The organism is Nonomuraea sp. C10 (genome assembly GCF_008017515.1).
In the GTDB taxonomy this organism is placed as follows: Bacteria; Actinomycetota; Actinomycetes; order Streptosporangiales; family Streptosporangiaceae; genus Nonomuraea; species Nonomuraea ferruginea.
On the sequence record NZ_VPFF01000001.1, the window covers coordinates 3,143,993 to 3,158,786 of the forward strand.

14 protein-coding genes are annotated in these 14,794 nt (G+C 73.5%); 10 read left to right on the top strand and 4 right to left on the bottom strand.

Annotation, left to right across the window (positions count from 1 at the left end):
• Positions 1-342: 342 nt before the first annotated feature.
• From FR742_RS14325 to FR742_RS14335, 3 genes are all read left to right on the top strand, one after another.
• Positions 343-1,560, top strand: coding sequence for an FKBP-type peptidyl-prolyl cis-trans isomerase (locus tag FR742_RS14325; RefSeq protein ID WP_148031428.1), 1,218 nt, complete (start codon positions 343-345; stop codon positions 1,558-1,560).
• A 186-nt stretch (positions 1,561-1,746) separates the two neighbouring features.
• The gene (locus tag FR742_RS14330; RefSeq protein ID WP_148031429.1) at positions 1,747-2,391 is read left to right on the top strand and encodes a metalloregulator ArsR/SmtB family transcription factor; all 645 of its coding nucleotides are present in this window, start codon (positions 1,747-1,749) and stop codon (positions 2,389-2,391) included.
• A gap of 33 nt (positions 2,392-2,424) precedes the next feature.
• Positions 2,425-2,904, top strand: coding sequence for a DUF3291 domain-containing protein (locus FR742_RS14335; RefSeq protein ID WP_148031430.1), 480 nt, complete (start codon positions 2,425-2,427; stop codon positions 2,902-2,904).
• Here the strand turns inward: FR742_RS14335 and FR742_RS14340 are convergent.
• A complete protein-coding gene (locus FR742_RS14340; RefSeq protein WP_187281140.1) occupies positions 2,850-3,950 on the bottom strand; it encodes a DUF3866 family protein in 1,101 nt (366 codons plus the stop codon). The genes FR742_RS14335 and FR742_RS14340 overlap by 55 nt on opposite strands.
• A 37-nt stretch (positions 3,951-3,987) precedes the next feature.
• Here FR742_RS14340 and FR742_RS14345 point away from each other — a divergent pair, with 37 nt between their 5' ends.
• The 7 genes from FR742_RS14345 (at position 3,988) to FR742_RS14370 (ending at position 11,086) form a co-directional block, all read left to right on the top strand.
• Positions 3,988-4,962: a YafY family protein gene (locus tag FR742_RS14345; RefSeq protein ID WP_148031431.1), complete on the top strand. Its 975-nt coding sequence runs from the start codon at positions 3,988-3,990 to the stop codon at positions 4,960-4,962.
• Complete coding sequence (locus tag FR742_RS14350; RefSeq protein WP_148031432.1) at positions 4,959-5,924, top strand: YafY family protein; 966 nt, start codon at positions 4,959-4,961, stop codon at positions 5,922-5,924. The genes FR742_RS14345 and FR742_RS14350 overlap by 4 nt, the downstream gene beginning before the upstream one ends.
• A complete protein-coding gene (locus FR742_RS44520; RefSeq protein WP_187281141.1) occupies positions 5,921-6,076 on the top strand; it encodes a hypothetical protein in 156 nt (51 codons plus the stop codon). Before FR742_RS14350 ends, FR742_RS44520 begins: the two co-directional genes overlap by 4 nt.
• A 67-nt stretch (positions 6,077-6,143) precedes the next feature.
• On the top strand, positions 6,144-6,464 hold the full coding sequence (gene tatA / locus FR742_RS14355; RefSeq protein ID WP_148031433.1) for a Sec-independent protein translocase subunit TatA: 321 nt from the start codon (positions 6,144-6,146) through the stop codon (positions 6,462-6,464).
• A gap of 30 nt (positions 6,465-6,494) precedes the next feature.
• Entirely contained in the window at positions 6,495-7,370 is an 876-nt protein-coding gene (gene tatC / locus FR742_RS14360) for a twin-arginine translocase subunit TatC (protein WP_261808522.1), read from the top strand.
• 17 nt (positions 7,371-7,387) lie between these two features.
• Complete coding sequence (locus FR742_RS14365) at positions 7,388-8,275, top strand: diacylglycerol kinase family protein (protein WP_148031434.1); 888 nt, start codon at positions 7,388-7,390, stop codon at positions 8,273-8,275.
• A gap of 75 nt (positions 8,276-8,350) precedes the next feature.
• On the top strand, positions 8,351-11,086 hold the full coding sequence (locus FR742_RS14370; protein WP_148031435.1) for an RNA helicase: 2,736 nt from the start codon (positions 8,351-8,353) through the stop codon (positions 11,084-11,086).
• 84 nt (positions 11,087-11,170) lie between these two features.
• On the opposite strand, the gene FR742_RS14375 is transcribed toward FR742_RS14370, so the two are convergent.
• From FR742_RS14375 to FR742_RS14385, 3 genes are all read right to left on the bottom strand, one after another.
• On the bottom strand, positions 11,171-12,595 hold the full coding sequence (locus FR742_RS14375; RefSeq protein WP_187281142.1) for an RNB domain-containing ribonuclease: 1,425 nt from the start codon (positions 12,593-12,595) through the stop codon (positions 11,171-11,173).
• Between the two features lie 64 nt (positions 12,596-12,659).
• On the bottom strand, positions 12,660-13,553 hold the full coding sequence (locus tag FR742_RS14380) for a 5'-3' exonuclease H3TH domain-containing protein (RefSeq protein ID WP_148034548.1): 894 nt from the start codon (positions 13,551-13,553) through the stop codon (positions 12,660-12,662).
• The gene (locus FR742_RS14385) at positions 13,553-14,725 is read right to left on the bottom strand and encodes a PP2C family protein-serine/threonine phosphatase (protein WP_148031436.1); all 1,173 of its coding nucleotides are present in this window, start codon (positions 14,723-14,725) and stop codon (positions 13,553-13,555) included. Before FR742_RS14385 ends, FR742_RS14380 begins: the two co-directional genes overlap by 1 nt.
• Between the last annotated feature and the right edge of the window lie 69 nt (positions 14,726-14,794).

The window sequence follows — 14,794 nt, forward strand, 5'->3', positions numbered from 1 at the left end:
GCCCGCGCAGGAAGGTCATCCCGTTGCCCACCCCTCACTCGGTCCCTGCACCGGCGACCGCAGCGCCCCGATGACGAGGTTCGTCCACCGCCCATCCCGCCTCCAGCGTGGGCGCGCCTCGCGGGTGAGTCTCCGGTGCGCGAGGAGGTCACGGCGGTGACCTCCGGGTGGTCGGGCCCGCGGGAGCGAGGATCCTCCAGGGTCGGGGATCTGCCCGGGACCCGGGAGTCCCGACGGCGGCAGGAGGGCCCTCCACGGGGTCACCGGCGACGGCGGGGCCGGGCTGTCGCGCTCGCGTTCGTGCTCGTGGCGCTCGCCGCGTGTACGGGGGCGGGACCGGAAGTGACCGAGCCCCGGGTCGCGGGGTCTTTCGGAGCCCGGCCCACGATCACCTTCCCGGCCGGCCCGCCGCCCGCCGAACCGCGCGTGGGAGAACCGGCCACCGGTCACGGGGCGCCGCTGGAGCCGGGCGGTGTGGCCGTCGTCCAGTACACCGCCCACCTGTGGGACGGCCGGGAGAACCGGCTCGTCGAATCCACCTTCAACCGCGGCACGCCCGCCGCGCTCCCGCTGGGCGCGCTCCCGGCGGGCCTCGACGCCGCCCTCCGCGGCCGCAGGGCAGGCAGCCGGGTGACCGCCGCCATCCCGTTGCGGGACGGCACCCCTGGGCCCACCATCACCGGGACGAAAGGTCGCCCGGAGACCGGCGGACCCGCCTTCACGGCAGGGCCCTGCGGCCCGCAGGACGTCAGGCCTCGCGGGCCACAGGACGTCAGGCCTTGCAGGCTACGAGACGTCAGGCCCTGCGGGCCACAGGACGTCACCTTCCCGTCTGAGGCGGCGCAGGACGTCACCTTCCTGTCTGAGGCGGCGCAGGACGTCACCTTCCCATCTGAGGCGGCACAGGCGGCTCATCGGGCTGGGGAGCACGCGCCCGGGAACGGCCCGATGGCTGCGGGTCAGTGGGCCGGTTCGCCGTCGGCGGCTCACGCCGCCGCCGCCCGCGTCATGGAGGGCCCCGCCACGGCCGTCCGTCAGGGCGGCGTGGACCCTGCGGCGGTGGAGGACCGTCCGGGGGACGGCGGGCGGGTGGATCTGTTCTATGTGGTCGACATTCTGGGCGCGCATGCCGGGGACGCCGCCGTGGAGGCCGACGCGGGGGCGGTGGCCGGGGTTAGCGTAGGCGGTGGGGCGGCGCCGGGGGTGACGATCCCGGACGTGGCGCCGCCGGGCGGGTTCGCCGCCGCCGTGCTGGGCCGCGGCACCGGGCCCGCGGTCGAGGCCGGGCGGCTGCTCGTCGTCCAGTACGTGGCCGCGGCCTGGAGCGACCGCCGGATCGTGACGTCCACCTGGGAACGCGGCCGTCCCGAGGCGTTCACGGTCGGCGACGGGAGCGTGATCAGGGGCTGGAACCGGGCGCTGACCGGGGTCCCCGCCGGGAGCCGGGTGGCCATGGTGGTGCCGCCCGACGACGGCTACGGCGCCACCGGCCAGCCGGGACTCGGGATCGGGCCGGAGGAGACGCTCGTGTACGTGGTGGACGTGCTCGCCGCTTACTGACGGCGACCCGGGGCACGGCCTGCGAACCCGGTTCTCACGCGTACATGATCAGAGCCTTGATCCTCCTCACCCGCGCTGCGCCACGACGCCGAGGCCGCGCGAGCAGTAGGGGGCCTGAAGTCCGGCCGGGCCCGCACGCTGGAGCGGGTCCGCGAGAAGCCGCGCACCGGCCCTAGACTCCGGGCTGTGAGCGACGACGACCTCGATGCCCTGACCCTGCTGCACGATCCCGTACGGCGCAGTCTGTACGAGGCGGTGGCCGGCCGCGGCGGCGAGGTGGGCAGGCAGGAGGCGGCGGAGGCCGCCGGCGTCTCCCGCACGCTCGCCGGTCACCACCTCGACAAGCTCGTCGAGGCGGGGCTGCTGGAGAGCGGCTTTCGCCGGCCGGAGCGCGGAGGGCCGGGCAGCGGGCGGCCCGCGAAGGTCTACCGCAGGGCGGCGGGGGAGCGGTCGGTGAGCCTGCCGCCGCGTGACTACGTCACCCTCGCCTCCGTGCTCGCCGGAGTGGTCGACGAGCTCGGCGCCGAGGAGCGGGCGGAGCGGGCGGCCCGCCTGGCCGGTGAGCGGCTGGGCAGGAGCCGCGGCGGCCGGCCCGTCGAGGAGGTGCTGCGCGAGCGCGGCTACGAGCCGTACGCCGACGCCGGCGGCCTGCGCATGCGCAACTGCCCGTTCCACGTCCTGTCGCACGAGCAGCCGCTGCTCGTCTGCTCCATGAACCTGGCGCTGTGCCAGGGCCTGCTCGACGGGCTGGGCGACGACCCGGGGAGGGCCAGGCTGGATCCGCGGCCCGGGGAGTGCTGCGTCGCCCTTTCTAAAACAAATGGAGATTGACATAGAAGCGCGGAGAGTGGTTCGCTGAGCGTCATGCATCTTGCGGAGCTCAACATCGCGCACCTGCGCGGCCCCGTCGACTCGGCCGAACTCGCCGACTTCGTCGCCCTGCTCGAACCGATCAACGCGCTCGCCGACGAGGCCCCCGGGTTCGTGTGGCGGCTGAAGGAGAGCGAGGCGGACCCCACCGCGACCGTGGTGCACGACTACGGCGACCACCTGCTGGTCAATTTCTCGGTGTGGGAGGACCTCGACTCGCTGTGGAACTACGTCTACCGCAGCGGCCACCTGGAGGTGCTGCGCCTCCGCCGGGAGTGGTTCCACCGGGTGGCGGAGCCGTACATGGTCATGTGGTGGGTCCCCGAGGGCGTCATCCCGACGCTCGCCGAGGCGATGGCACGGCTGGAACGCCTCAGGACCGAGGGCCCCGGCCCCGAGGCGTTCACGTTCAAGGACTCCTACACCAGCAGCGAGGCCGCCAGCCTGCCCGCCGCGGCCGAGGCCAGGAAGTAGGGCAGATCCTCCTCCAGCCCCCGGCCCATCGTCGACAGCCGCACCGGCGAGCCGCGCAGCGCCTCGTGCAGGCCGTCCACCTCGACCGGCACCAGCTCGTGGCGGACGGCCAGCAGCTCGGCCTGGTCGCGCACCCGCTCGCCGAACGCGCCCGGCAGGATCGGCACCGGCACCCTGGCGCGGGCCAGCGCCACCCGGCCGTAGGCGGTCAGCGAGTGGTGGGAGATCCCGTAGTGGCGCTCGCGCCGGTCGCCGTCGCTCACCCGCAGCGCCGCGACCGGCCGCCCGAGCAGCACCGACGCGGCGTTGACCGCCTCGCCGGCCGACACCCCGGAGAACCCCCAGCGGGTGCCCGAGCCCAGGTTGCCCGGCCCCTGCGCGACGATCGCCACGTCCGCCCCCAGCACGTGGCGGGCCGCCAGCAGGCCCGTGTGGGTGGTGACCGCCTCCACGTCGCCGCCGAACGCCTGGCCCACCGTGACCGTCCCGGCCAGCCAGCCCCGCTCCCGCAGCGCCGCCGCCGACATCGAGAACCACGCGGGCAGCGCCCCGCCGTCGAGCATCACGTACGCGACCCGTACCGACGGCCCCGCGTCCGCGTACAGCCCGCACAGGATCGGCGCCAGCGCCGAGTGCAGGTCGGCCACCACCACCGGCATCCCGTCGACCGAGTCCGCCTCGCGCAGCGCCTCGTGGTGCGGGGAGTCCTGCTCGTCCGCGCCCAGCACCGTGGCCTGCAACGGCGTGTAGCGGGCCTTCACCAGGTGCCCGGGCCCCTGCGGATCTTCCGGCAAACGGTTCGGCACGGCCACCACCATGGCGTAACCTCCCGTACCGAGACCCATCGCGAGTGCCGTCGTGTTGAGCAGCACCTCGTCGCCGGGTTCGGGGCGGCCCACCAGTGACGGGTAGGCCAGCGCCCGGCACGGCGCGCCAGGCCCTGAGCCGGGCGGGCCGTCCTCCCCGGGGACGGCGACATCCAGTTCCATCGCTCCCGGCCACTCGCGCCGGATCCGTACGACCTCGCCCTTGCGCCATCTGATCACGGGGGCAGGGTAGCGTCGTTGAAGGAGGAGTGAGCAGATGTCGCGCCGTAAGACAGAGCGGTTGCTGAATCTGGTGATCTGTCTGCTCGCCACCCGGCGCCCGCTGTCGGCCGAGCAGATCAGGCACGCCGTGCCCGGCTACGACCGCGACAGCGACGAGGCGTTCCAGCGGATGTTCGAGCGGGACAAGAACGAGCTGCGCGAGATCGGCATCCCCATCGACGTGGTGCGCGATCCCTGGGAGGACGAGCCCGGCTACCGCATCGAGCGGCAGTCGTACGAACTGCCCGAGATCACGCTCGAACCCGACGAGGCCGCCGTGCTGGGCCTGGCCGCCCAGGTGTGGCAGCGGGCCAGCCTGGCCGAGGCGGCCTCGGGGGCGCTGCTGAAGCTGCGCGCGGGCGGCGTCCACACCGACGACGCGCTCGGCGGCGGGCCCGGCGGCGGCATCGGGGGAGGGGTGCTGGAGCTGCGCGTCGACACCCGCGACCCGGCCTTCCCCGCGCTGTGGCAGGCGGTGCGCGACCGCAAGGTGGTCAGGTTCGACTACCGCGGCGCCGGCAGCGAGAACGTGCACACCCGCACCGTCGAGCCGTGGGGCGTGGTGAGCCGCCGCGGCCGGTGGTACCTCGCCGGCTACGACCGGGGCCGCGAGGCGCCGCGCGCGTTCCGGCTCAGCCGCATCACCGGCCCGGTGACCACCACCGGCAAGGCCGGCGCCGTCCAGGTGCCGCAGGGCGTCGACCTGCGGGCCATGGTGGCCTTCCCCGACGAGCCCGCCCAGGAGCGGATCGCGGTGGTGCGCGTCCGCCGCGGCGCCTGCGAGGGGCTGCGCCAGCTGGCCAGGGCCGTCACCCCGGGCGGCGACGGCTGGGACGAGGCCGAGCTGCCCTTCACCGACCCCGAACGGCTGGCCGGATGGATGGCCAGCCTCGGCTCCGACGTCGAGGTGGCCGGGCCGCCCGACGCCCGCGAGGCCGTCATCCGCCGACTGAAGGGGGCGCTCGCGTGAGCGGATCCGCCGACCGGCTGCCGAGGCTGCTCGCCCTCGTGCCCTACCTGATGTCCCATCCGGGCGCGCAGGTCGGCGAGGTGGCCGAGGTGTTCGGGCTGACCGAGAAGCAGCTCATCGACGACCTGCAGCTGGTGTGGATGTGCGGGCTGCCCGGCCACACCCCCGGCGACCTCATCGACGTGTCCTGGGACGGCGGCGAGATCCTCATCGACAACGCCGACACCATCGCCAGGCCGCTGCGGCTCGGCATCGACGAGGCCAGCGCGCTGCTGGTGGCGCTGCGCATGCTCGCCGCCACCCCTGAGCTGGCCGAGCTGCCGGGAGACGCGCTGCCCCGGGTCGTCGCCAAGCTGGAGCGGGCCGCCGGCGAGGGCGCCGCCGCCGTCAGCAGCCAGGTCGCCGTCGACGTCGACGCCGCCCCCGACGCGCTGCCCCGGGTGCGCGAGGGGCTGACCAGGAAACGGCGGCTGTCGCTGCGCTACTACGTGCCGGGCCGCGACGAGGTCACCCCGCGCGAGGTCGACCCGATGCGGCTCGTCGTCGCCGACGGCCGCACCTACCTGGAGTGCTGGTGCTACCGCGCCGAGGCGATGCGGCTGTTCAGGCTCGACCGGATGCTCGGCGTCGAGGTGCTCGACGAGCCCGCCGACCCGCCGGCCGAGGCCGAGCCGATCGACGTCGCCCAGGGGGTGTTCCGGCCGTCGCCCACCGACGAGCTGGTGGAGCTGGAGGTGACCGCCGCCGGGCGGTGGGTCGCCGAGTACTACCCGTGCGAGCAGGTCGCCGAGCTGGGCGAAGGGCGGCTGCGGATCGCGCTGCGGGCCCGCGACGACGACTGGATTCTCAAGCTGGCGCTGCGGCTCGGCGACACCGGCCGGGTCGTCTCGCCGCCCGGGACGGCCGAGCGGGTGCGCGAGGAGGCCGAGCGGGCGCTGGGGCTGTACGCTCACCGGCCATGACGTGGATCCTGGTGTCGATCGGGCTCGGTGTGGCCGGACTGGCCGTCCTGGCGGTCGCGGCCGTCCGGGTCGGCGCCGCCGCGTCCAAGCTGAACAGGGCAATTGTCCATGTTCACCATCAATTCGATCGCAAAGAGGACGCCAGGGGATGAGGCAGAGGCTCCGGCAGCGTACGATCGGGGGGAAACCGCACCTCGCTCTCATCATGAAGGGGGTCACATGAGCCTGGGAGCTCCGGAGATCATTCTGATCCTGGTGGCCTTGGTCCTGCTCTTCGGAGCCAAGAAGCTGCCGGATCTCGCCCGTGGCGTCGGCCGGTCCCTGCGCATCTTCAAGGCGGAGACCAGCGGGCTGACCGATGACGAGAAGCCCACCGTGGTGCAGGCCCAGCCCCAGCCACAGCCCCAGTCCCAGCCGGCGCCCCCGCCGCAGCTCCAGGCCACGCCCGTGGTGGAGCTGTCGGCCGAGGAGCAGGCGCGCCAGCTGGAGGAGCAGGCCGCGCGGCTGCGTGCCGCGGCCCAGACCGAGAAGCGTTCCTGACCTCGTCCACCTCGTCCCGAGGACTCATCGATGGCGCTGCTGAAACGGTCGGAGCCCAAGGCACCGCGTGACGCCGAAGGCCGGATGCCGCTCATGGACCACCTCCGCGAGCTGCGCAACCGGCTGCTGATCGCGATCGCCGCCGTGACGGTGGGCGTGATCGCCGGCTGGATCGTGTCGGGGCCGGTGTGGGAGGTGCTCAAGGACCCCTACTGCTCCACGACCCAGTCACACCAGCTCACCGGCGAGTGCAGCCTCACCTACAACGGCATCTTCTCGTCGTTCTTCATCACGCTGAAGATCTCGCTGATGGTGGGCCTGGTGCTGGCGTCGCCGGTCTGGCTCTACCAGATCTGGGCGTTCGTCACCCCCGCGCTCTACCGCACCGAGAAGCGCTTCACGATGGGGTTCATGGCGCTGGCCATCCCGCTGTTCGTGGCGGGCGCGGCGCTGTCCTACCTCATCATGGACGTCGCCCTGGGGTTCCTGCTCGGCTTCAGCCTCGACGGCACGGTCGCCACCATCGCGATCGACCAGTACCTCGACTACGTCCTGATCATGCTGTTGATCTTCGGGGTGTCGTTCGAGCTGCCGCTGTTGCTGGTGTTCCTCAACGTCATCGGGGTGCTGCAGCACGCGACGGTGGCCAAGCACCGGCGGCTGGTCATCTTCCTGATGTTCGTCTTCGGCGCGATCGTCACCCCTGGCGGTGACCCGATCACCATGATGGCGCTGGCCACGCCGATGATCGTGCTGTTCCTGGGCGCCGAGCTGTTCATGTACCTGCGGGAGAAGCGGCGTCCCGCCGGCGAGTTCGACCACCTGTCCGACGACGAGATCTCGCCGCTCGACCTCGGCTCCGATCCGGACGGCAAGCTGGAAGAGGATTCCGGTTCCGCGCGGTAGGGGGTAAGTTCCGGGGCGTGGCCCCCCATCTCGCCCTGCTCGTCAACCCTGCCGCCCGCGGCGGCCGGACGCTGCGCCTGCTCGAACCCGTCGCCCGCAGACTGCGCGCGGGCGGCGCCGAGCTGTCCGTGATCGTCGGCGGCGACGCCGCCGACGCGCTCGACCGGGCCTGCCTCGCGGTCGCCGAGCGGCCCGACGCGCTCGTCGCCTTCGGCGGCGACGGCCTGGTGCACCTGGCCGTGCAGGCCGTGGCCGGCACCGACGTGCCCCTCGGCATCATCCCCGCCGGCACCGGCAACGACATCGCGGCCGCGCTCGGCCTCGCGCACAAGGACCCGATCGCCGCGGCCGGGACCGTCCTGCGGATGCGGCCCCGGGCGGTCGACGCCGCCCGCATCGGCACCGGCGACGGCGAGGAGCTGTTCGCCGGGGTGGTGTGCTGCGGGTTCGACTCGCGGGTGAACGAGCGCGCCAACCGGCTCACCTGGCCGCCCGGCATGGCCCGCTACCTGCTGGCCACCGCGCAGGAGCTGCGCTCCTTCGAGCCCATCCCGTTCCGGGTCACGCTCGACGACGGCGAGCCGTACGAGCGGGAGGCCATGCTCGTGGCCGTGGGCAACACCTCCTCCTACGGCGCCGGGATGCGGGTGTGCCCCGACGCGCTGCCCGACGACGGGCTGCTGGACGTGATGATGGTGGAGGCGCTGGGCAAGGCCGAGTTCCTGCGCGTGTTCCCCAGCGTCTACCGGGGCACCCACGTGACCCACCGGGCCGTCACCGTGCGGCGCGCCAGGAGCGTGCGGCTGGAGGCGCCCGGCGTGGTGGCCTACGCCGACGGCGAGCGGATCGGGCCGGGCCCGGTGACCTGCGAGATCCGGCCGGGAACGCTGACCGTACTGACCTGACTTAGTAAAGGCGGCCGGCCCGGAGACGATCACCTTGGGACCGACCGGAATGGCGGTTTCGATAGGCTTGCCGGTATGACAACGCCAGCGGAACGCTACGCGGCCTTCCGTCAGAAGTACTCCGGTGACGAGGCCGCTCTCCGGTCGTTCCGGGGCCTGTACGAGTTCGAGCTCGACGACTTCCAGATCGACGCCTGCCGGGCGCTGGAGGCGGGCGACGGCGTGCTGGTGGCGGCCCCGACCGGATCGGGCAAGACGGTCGTCGGCGAGTTCGCCGTCCACCTCGCCCTGGAGCAGGGCCGCAAGTGCTTCTACACGACCCCGATCAAAGCGCTGTCCAACCAGAAGTACAACGACCTGGTCAAGCGGTACGGCACCGCCAAGGTCGGCCTGCTGACCGGAGACAACAGCGTCAACGGCGAGGCGCCCATCGTCGTCATGACGACCGAGGTGCTGCGCAACATGCTCTACGCCGGCTCGGCCACGCTGGCCGGGCTCGGCTTCGCCGTCATGGACGAGGTCCACTACCTCGCCGACCGGTTCCGCGGCGCGGTCTGGGAAGAGGTCATCATCCACCTGCCGGAGTCGGTCCGGCTGGTCGCGCTGTCGGCCACGGTCAGCAACGCCGAGGAGTTCGGCGAGTGGCTCGGCGAGGTGCGCGGCGACACCACGGTCATCGTCGACGAGCACCGCCCCGTGCCGCTGTGGCAGCACATGATGGTCGGCAACCGCATCTACGACCTGTTCCTGCCCGATGACGACGTGCCCCGCATCAACCCGACGCTGATGCGGGTCACGCGCGACGCCGAGCGGCTGATGGCCGGCCGCCGCGGGCGCGGCTACAACCGGCCGTCGCGGTCCAGGCCGCCCGACCGGGCGCAGGTGATCGAGAAGCTCGACGCCGAGGGGCTGCTGCCCGCGATCACGTTCATCTTCTCCCGCGCGGGCTGCCAGGCGGCCGTCCAGCAGTGCCTGTACGCCGGGATCCGGCTGACGACCGAGCGGGAGCGCCACGAGATCCGCCAGCTGGTCGACGAGCGCACCGCCCACCTGCCCGACGAGGACCTGGCCGTGCTGGGCTACCTGGAGTGGCGCGACTGCCTGGAGCGCGGGCTGGCGGCCCACCACGCGGGCATGCTGCCGGCCTTCAAGGAGGTCGTGGAGGAGCTGTTCACCCGCGGCCTGGTCAAAGCGGTGTTCGCGACCGAGACGCTGGCCCTGGGCATCAACATGCCGGCCCGCAGCGTGGTCATCGAGAAGCTCGACAAGTGGAACGGCGAGACCCACGCCGACCTCACCCCCGGCGAATACACCCAGCTCACCGGGCGGGCCGGCCGGCGCGGCATCGACGTCGAGGGCCACGCGGTGGTGCTGTGGCAGCCCGCCATGGACCCGCTGTCGGTGGCCGGCCTGGCCGGCACCCGCACCTACCCCCTGCGTTCCAGCTTCCAGCCCTCCTACAACATGGCGGTCAACCTCGTCGGCCAGTTCGGGCGGGAGCGGGCCAGGGCGCTGCTGGAGGAGTCGTTCGCGCAGTTCCAGGCCGACCGGGCGGTCGTCGGGCTGGCCAAGCAGCTGCGCAAGCAGGAGGAGGCGCTGGAGGGCTACCAGGAGGCGATGACCTGCCACCTGGGCGACTTCGGCGCGTACGCGACGCTGCGCAGGCGGCTGTCCGACCGGGAGGCGGAGATGTCCCGCCAGCGCGGCGCGGCCCGGCGCGCGGCGGCGGTGCGCTCGCTGGAGGCGCTGGAGCCCGGCGACGTCATCCGGGTGCCCGGCGGCCGGCGGGCCGGGCTGGCGATCGTGCTCGACCCCGGCCGCAACCCGCGCAACAGGTCGGCGGCGACGGGGCCGACGCCGCTGGTGCTGACCATCGGCAAGCAGGTCAAGAAGCTCGACCCGGCCGACTTCCCGGTGCCGGTCGAGCCGCTGGAGAAGATCCGCATCCCGAAGAACTTCAACGGCCGCTCGCCGAAGGAACGCGCCGACCTGGTCTCCACCCTGCTGGCCAAGATCGGCGACCGCGACCTGGGCAAGCCGCCCAGGGCGCGCGACCACGCGGTGGAGGACGAGGAGATCAACGACCTGCGCCGGCAGATCAGGCAGCATCCCTGCCACGGCTGCGACGAGCGCGAGGACCACGCCCGCTGGGCCGAGCGCTACCACAAGCTGCTGCGCGAGACCCAAGGGCTGCGCCGCAGGGTGGAGGGCCGCTCCCACGTCATCTCGCGCACCTTCGACCGCATCTGCTCGGTGCTGGAGCAGCTGGGCTACCTCCACGGCGAGCACGTCACCGACGAGGGCCGCCGCCTGGGCCGCCTCTACACCGAGCTCGACCTGCTGACCGCCGAGTGCCTGCGCAGCGGCCTGTGGGAGGAGCTCGACCCGGCCGAGCTGGCGGCGTGCGTGTCGGCGCTGGTGTTCGAGTCGCGCCAGTCCGACGACGCCCGCAGGCCGAAGATCCCCGCCGGGCGGGCGCAGGACGCGCTGACGGCCATGATCCGGCTGTGGGGCGAGCTGGAGGGCATCGAGGCCGACCACGGCCTGTCCACCATCCGCGAGCCCGACCTGGCCTTCGCCTGGGCGGCGTTCCGGTGGACGAAGGGCCACAGCCTGGACGCGGTGCTGATGGACGGCGTCAACGGCAGCGAGCTGGCGGCCGGCGACTTCGTCCGCTGGATCAAGCAGCTGATGGACCTGCTCGGCCAGATCAGCAGCGCGGCCCCGCCCGGCAGCGCGATCAGGCAGACCGCGACGAAGGCCGTCGACGGGATGCGGCGCGGCGTGGTGGCGTACTCGTCGCTGGTGTGACCGCCCGCGCGCAGCGGAGCGTCCCCGCGACCGTGCTCAGGACCGTGCTCAGGACCGTGCTCAGGACCGTGCCCGGGGACCTGCTCAGGGGAGGGCGAAGCGGACCTCGCGGGTGGCCGGCTCGGCCCTGATGAGCCGTACGGTCACGTGCTCGCCCAGCGGCAGGTCGCCGTCGCAGCGCGCGATCACGGCCGGGTCGGCCAGCTGCACCAGCCCGCCGCCGCGCTCGTGCACGTCCACCACCATCGCGGTGAACTCCTGCCCGATCAGGTCGCGCAGCAGGTAGGCCTCGACCAGGTCGACGCAGGCCCGCTCGGCCGCGCCCGCCCGCCGGCCGGAGACCGCCATCAGCTCCGGCAGCTCGGCCAGCGCCCGGCGCACGTCCGACGGCACCGGCTCGCCCGCGGCGATCGCCAGGCACACCTCGCTCGCGTAGCGGTCCACCAGCCGCCGCAGCGGCGCCGTCACATGCGCGTACGGGGCCGCGACCGCGGCGTGCTCGGCCAGTTTCGGCGGCGTCCCGTCGAAGGCCGCGTACCCGGCGCCGCGCAGCAGCACCCGCGCCTCGTGCAGGAACGCCGCGTGCCGGGGCAGCTTGGCGTCCAGGCCGTGCACCACCGCCCCGTAGGCGGCGCCCTCGGGCCACGGCACCTCCAGGGCCAGCGCCACCCGGCGCACCCGGTCCAGGTCGGCCGGGCGGGGCGCGGGCAGCACCCGGAGGACGCCGATCTCCGCCTCCAGCATCAGCTGCGCCGCCGCCGTCCCCGCCAGCAGCGACAGCTGGGCGTTCCACGCCTCGGCGGGCAGCGGCAGCCGGTACTCCAGCCGGTAGCCGCCGTCGGACGGCACCAGCTGCTGCTCCGGCGTCGGCAGCGTCACCCCGCCGCGGTCGCGCTCCAGCGCCAGCCGCAGCCCGCCGATCTCGGCCAGCAGGCCGATCGTGCCGTCGGCGGTGCCGGTCTCGACCGCCGCCTGCACGTACTCGTAGTCGAGCCGCTCGCGGCTGCGCACCAGCGCCCGCAGCACGTCCACGCCGACCGTGCGGCCGTCGCCGTCGAGGTCGATCCGCCAGACCACGGCGGGCCGCTCCGCGCCCGGCAGCAGGCTGGCCGCGCCCTCCGACAGCACCGGCGGGTGCAGCGGCACATTGCCGCCGGGCAGGTAGACGGTCGCGCCCCTGGCCCGGGCCTCGGCGTCGATCACGCCGCCGGGGCGGACGAACGCGCCCACGTCGGCGATCGCGTACCAGACCCGGTAGCCGCCGCGCAGCCGCTCCAGGTGGAACGCCTGGTCCAGGTCCATCGAGCCGGGCGGGTCGACGGTGATGAACGGCAGACCGGTCAGGTCCTCGCCGCCCGGTCTGGGCACCCGGGCCACCCAGGCGGCCTCCTCGGCCACTCTGGCCGGGAAGGCGTCCGGCAGCTTCAGCTCGCGCCGGATCCGGCCGAACCCGTCTTCGAGGCGGGCGGGGACCCCGGCCGGGACCCGGATGCTGGTCGTCTTCGACACGGGGTCAACCTATCGGGCCGGGCGACTCGCGGCATTAAACCCATATGTCGGATTCTCGTGCGCCCTAGCGGTTCAGCACGTCCAGCAACCTGTTGAGCGGCCCGTCGAGCCCATAACGGTCGGCCAGCGCCACCAGCGCCTCCGGGTCGCGCGGCTTGACCGGCAGCGTCAGGTCGGCGTCGGGCAGCGGCGCGTCGTGCGCGACCTTGACCACGACCGGCGCGGCCTCCAGGTAGTCGCGCGCGGCGGCCAGCTTGTTGCGCGCGCCCGCGGGGAACCCCTCGGCGCCGCCCCCGTCGAGCGCCTCCAGCATCGCCGCCAGCGAGCCGAACCGGGTGACCAGCGCCGCCGCCGTCTTCTCGCCCACACCCGGGACACCCGGCAGGCCGTCGCTCGGGTCGCCGCGGAGCGTCGCGAAGTCGGCGTAGCCGCGGCCCGGGATGCCGTACTTGGCGCTCACCCACGCCTCGTCCACCAGCTGCAGGTTGCGCACCCCGCGCGCGGTGTAGAGGACCCGCACCGGGCGGGCGTCGTCGACGAGCTGGAACAGGTCGCGGTCGCCGGTCACGATGTCCACCGCGCCGGGCGCCCGGTACGTGAGCGTGCCGATGACGTCGTCGGCCTCGTAACCCGGCGACTGCGGCCGGGGGATGCCGAGCGCGTCCAGCACCTGCTCGATCACCGCGATCTGCGGCACCAGCGCCTCCGGCACCTCCTCGACGTCGCCGTGGGCGACCCTGTGGGCCTTGTACGAGGGCAGCGCCGCCACCCGGAAGGCGGGCCGCCAGTCGGCGTCCATGGTGGCCGCCAGCCCGGTGGGGGAGTGGCCGCGCACCAGCGTGGCCATCATGTCGATCAGCCCACGCACCGCGTTCACCGGCATGCCGTCGGGCGCGGTGATCGTCTCAGGGATGCCGTAGAAGGCGCGGAAGTAGAGCGAGGGAGTGTCCAGAAGCATCAGCACGTGCCCAGTATGCCCACCGCCAGCAGACACGCGTCGTCTTCCGGGTTCGGGCCGCCGATGTCCTCCAGCAGCCGGTCCAGGCCTTCGTCCAGGTCGCGGTCCGGCAGCTTGCACGCCGCCGTCATCACCAGGTCCAGGCCCTCGTCGATGTCGCGGGTACGCCGCTCCACCAGCCCGTCGGTGAACATCAGCACCAGGTCGCCGCCCCGCAGCCGGGTCGTGGCGAGCTGGTAGGGCACCTCGCCGGTGGCGCCCAGCAGGATGCCGCGCGGCGGGGCGAGCCTGCTGGCCACGCCGTCGCGCACCAGCACCGGCGCCAGGTTGCCCGCCTGCCCCCAGGTGAACACCCGGGTGGCCGCGTCCAGATGGCCGATGATCGCCGTCGCGGTGGTGTCGGCCAGACGGTGCAGCACCAGGTCGTTCAGCCAGGTCAGCAGCTGGTTCGGCGGCTCGCCCGTCATCGTCAGCCCGACCAGGGCGTGGCGGAGCTGGGCCATGTGCGCGATCGCCGGCAGGCCGTGGCCGGACACGTCGCCGATGGCCAGCAGCGCCCGCCCGTCGGGCAGGGCCGCCGCCTCGAACCAGTCGCCGCCCAGGCTCGCCGTCTTCTCCGCGGGCACGTACCGTACCGCGATCCTGGTGTGCGGCAGGTCCAGGCAGCCGACCGGCTCCGGCAGGATCGCCTCGCGCAGCGCCAGCATCACGTGCCGCTCCTCGGCGGCCTGCACCCGCGCCTCCAGAAGCTGGCGGCGCGACTCCGACATGATGCGTTCGGCGCGGCGGCGGCCCGTGATGTCCTGGATCACCCCGTGCACGCCGGTCGGCCCGCCGGGCGCCATCAGCGGCTCCAGGACCATGCGCAGATTGCGCACGTCACCGTCGGCACGGCGGACCCGGAACTCGGCCTGGACCGGCTCCACGCCCTGCGTCACCGTCCACAGCAGCTCGTCCAGCGCGGCCAGGTCGGCGGGCTCGACGTAGGCAGCCAGGTTCGCCAGAGGCAGCGGGCCCTGCGCCGGGTCCCTGCCGAAGATCGCGTACACCTGCTCGGACCACACGATGCCGCCGGTGCGCAGATTCCACTCCGCCCAGCCCATGTTGCCCAGCCGCTGGGCGTGCGCCAGTCGGGCGGCGAGCAGCTCGATGTCGCCGTCGAGCATGCTCATCGGGACCTCCGGCCGGTGTGGGAACGGGACATTTGACATCACAGTACGTGATGATGCACGTGCGCTGTG

Coding starts and splice junctions, on each gene's coding strand:
- FR742_RS14370 (WP_148031435.1), top strand. CDS start 8,351: ATGACAACGCCAGCGGAACGCTACGCGGCCTTCCGTCAGAAGTACTCC.
- tatC (WP_261808522.1), top strand. CDS start 6,495: ATGGCGCTGCTGAAACGGTCGGAGCCCAAGGCACCGCGTGACGCCGAA.
- FR742_RS44520 (WP_187281141.1), top strand. CDS start 5,921: ATGACGTGGATCCTGGTGTCGATCGGGCTCGGTGTGGCCGGACTGGCC.
- FR742_RS14380 (WP_148034548.1), bottom strand. CDS start 13,553: ATGCTTCTGGACACTCCCTCGCTCTACTTCCGCGCCTTCTACGGCATC.
- FR742_RS14335 (WP_148031430.1), top strand. CDS start 2,425: ATGCATCTTGCGGAGCTCAACATCGCGCACCTGCGCGGCCCCGTCGAC.
- tatA (WP_148031433.1), top strand. CDS start 6,144: ATGAGCCTGGGAGCTCCGGAGATCATTCTGATCCTGGTGGCCTTGGTC.
- FR742_RS14345 (WP_148031431.1), top strand. CDS start 3,988: ATGTCGCGCCGTAAGACAGAGCGGTTGCTGAATCTGGTGATCTGTCTG.
- FR742_RS14385 (WP_148031436.1), bottom strand. CDS start 14,725: ATGAGCATGCTCGACGGCGACATCGAGCTGCTCGCCGCCCGACTGGCG.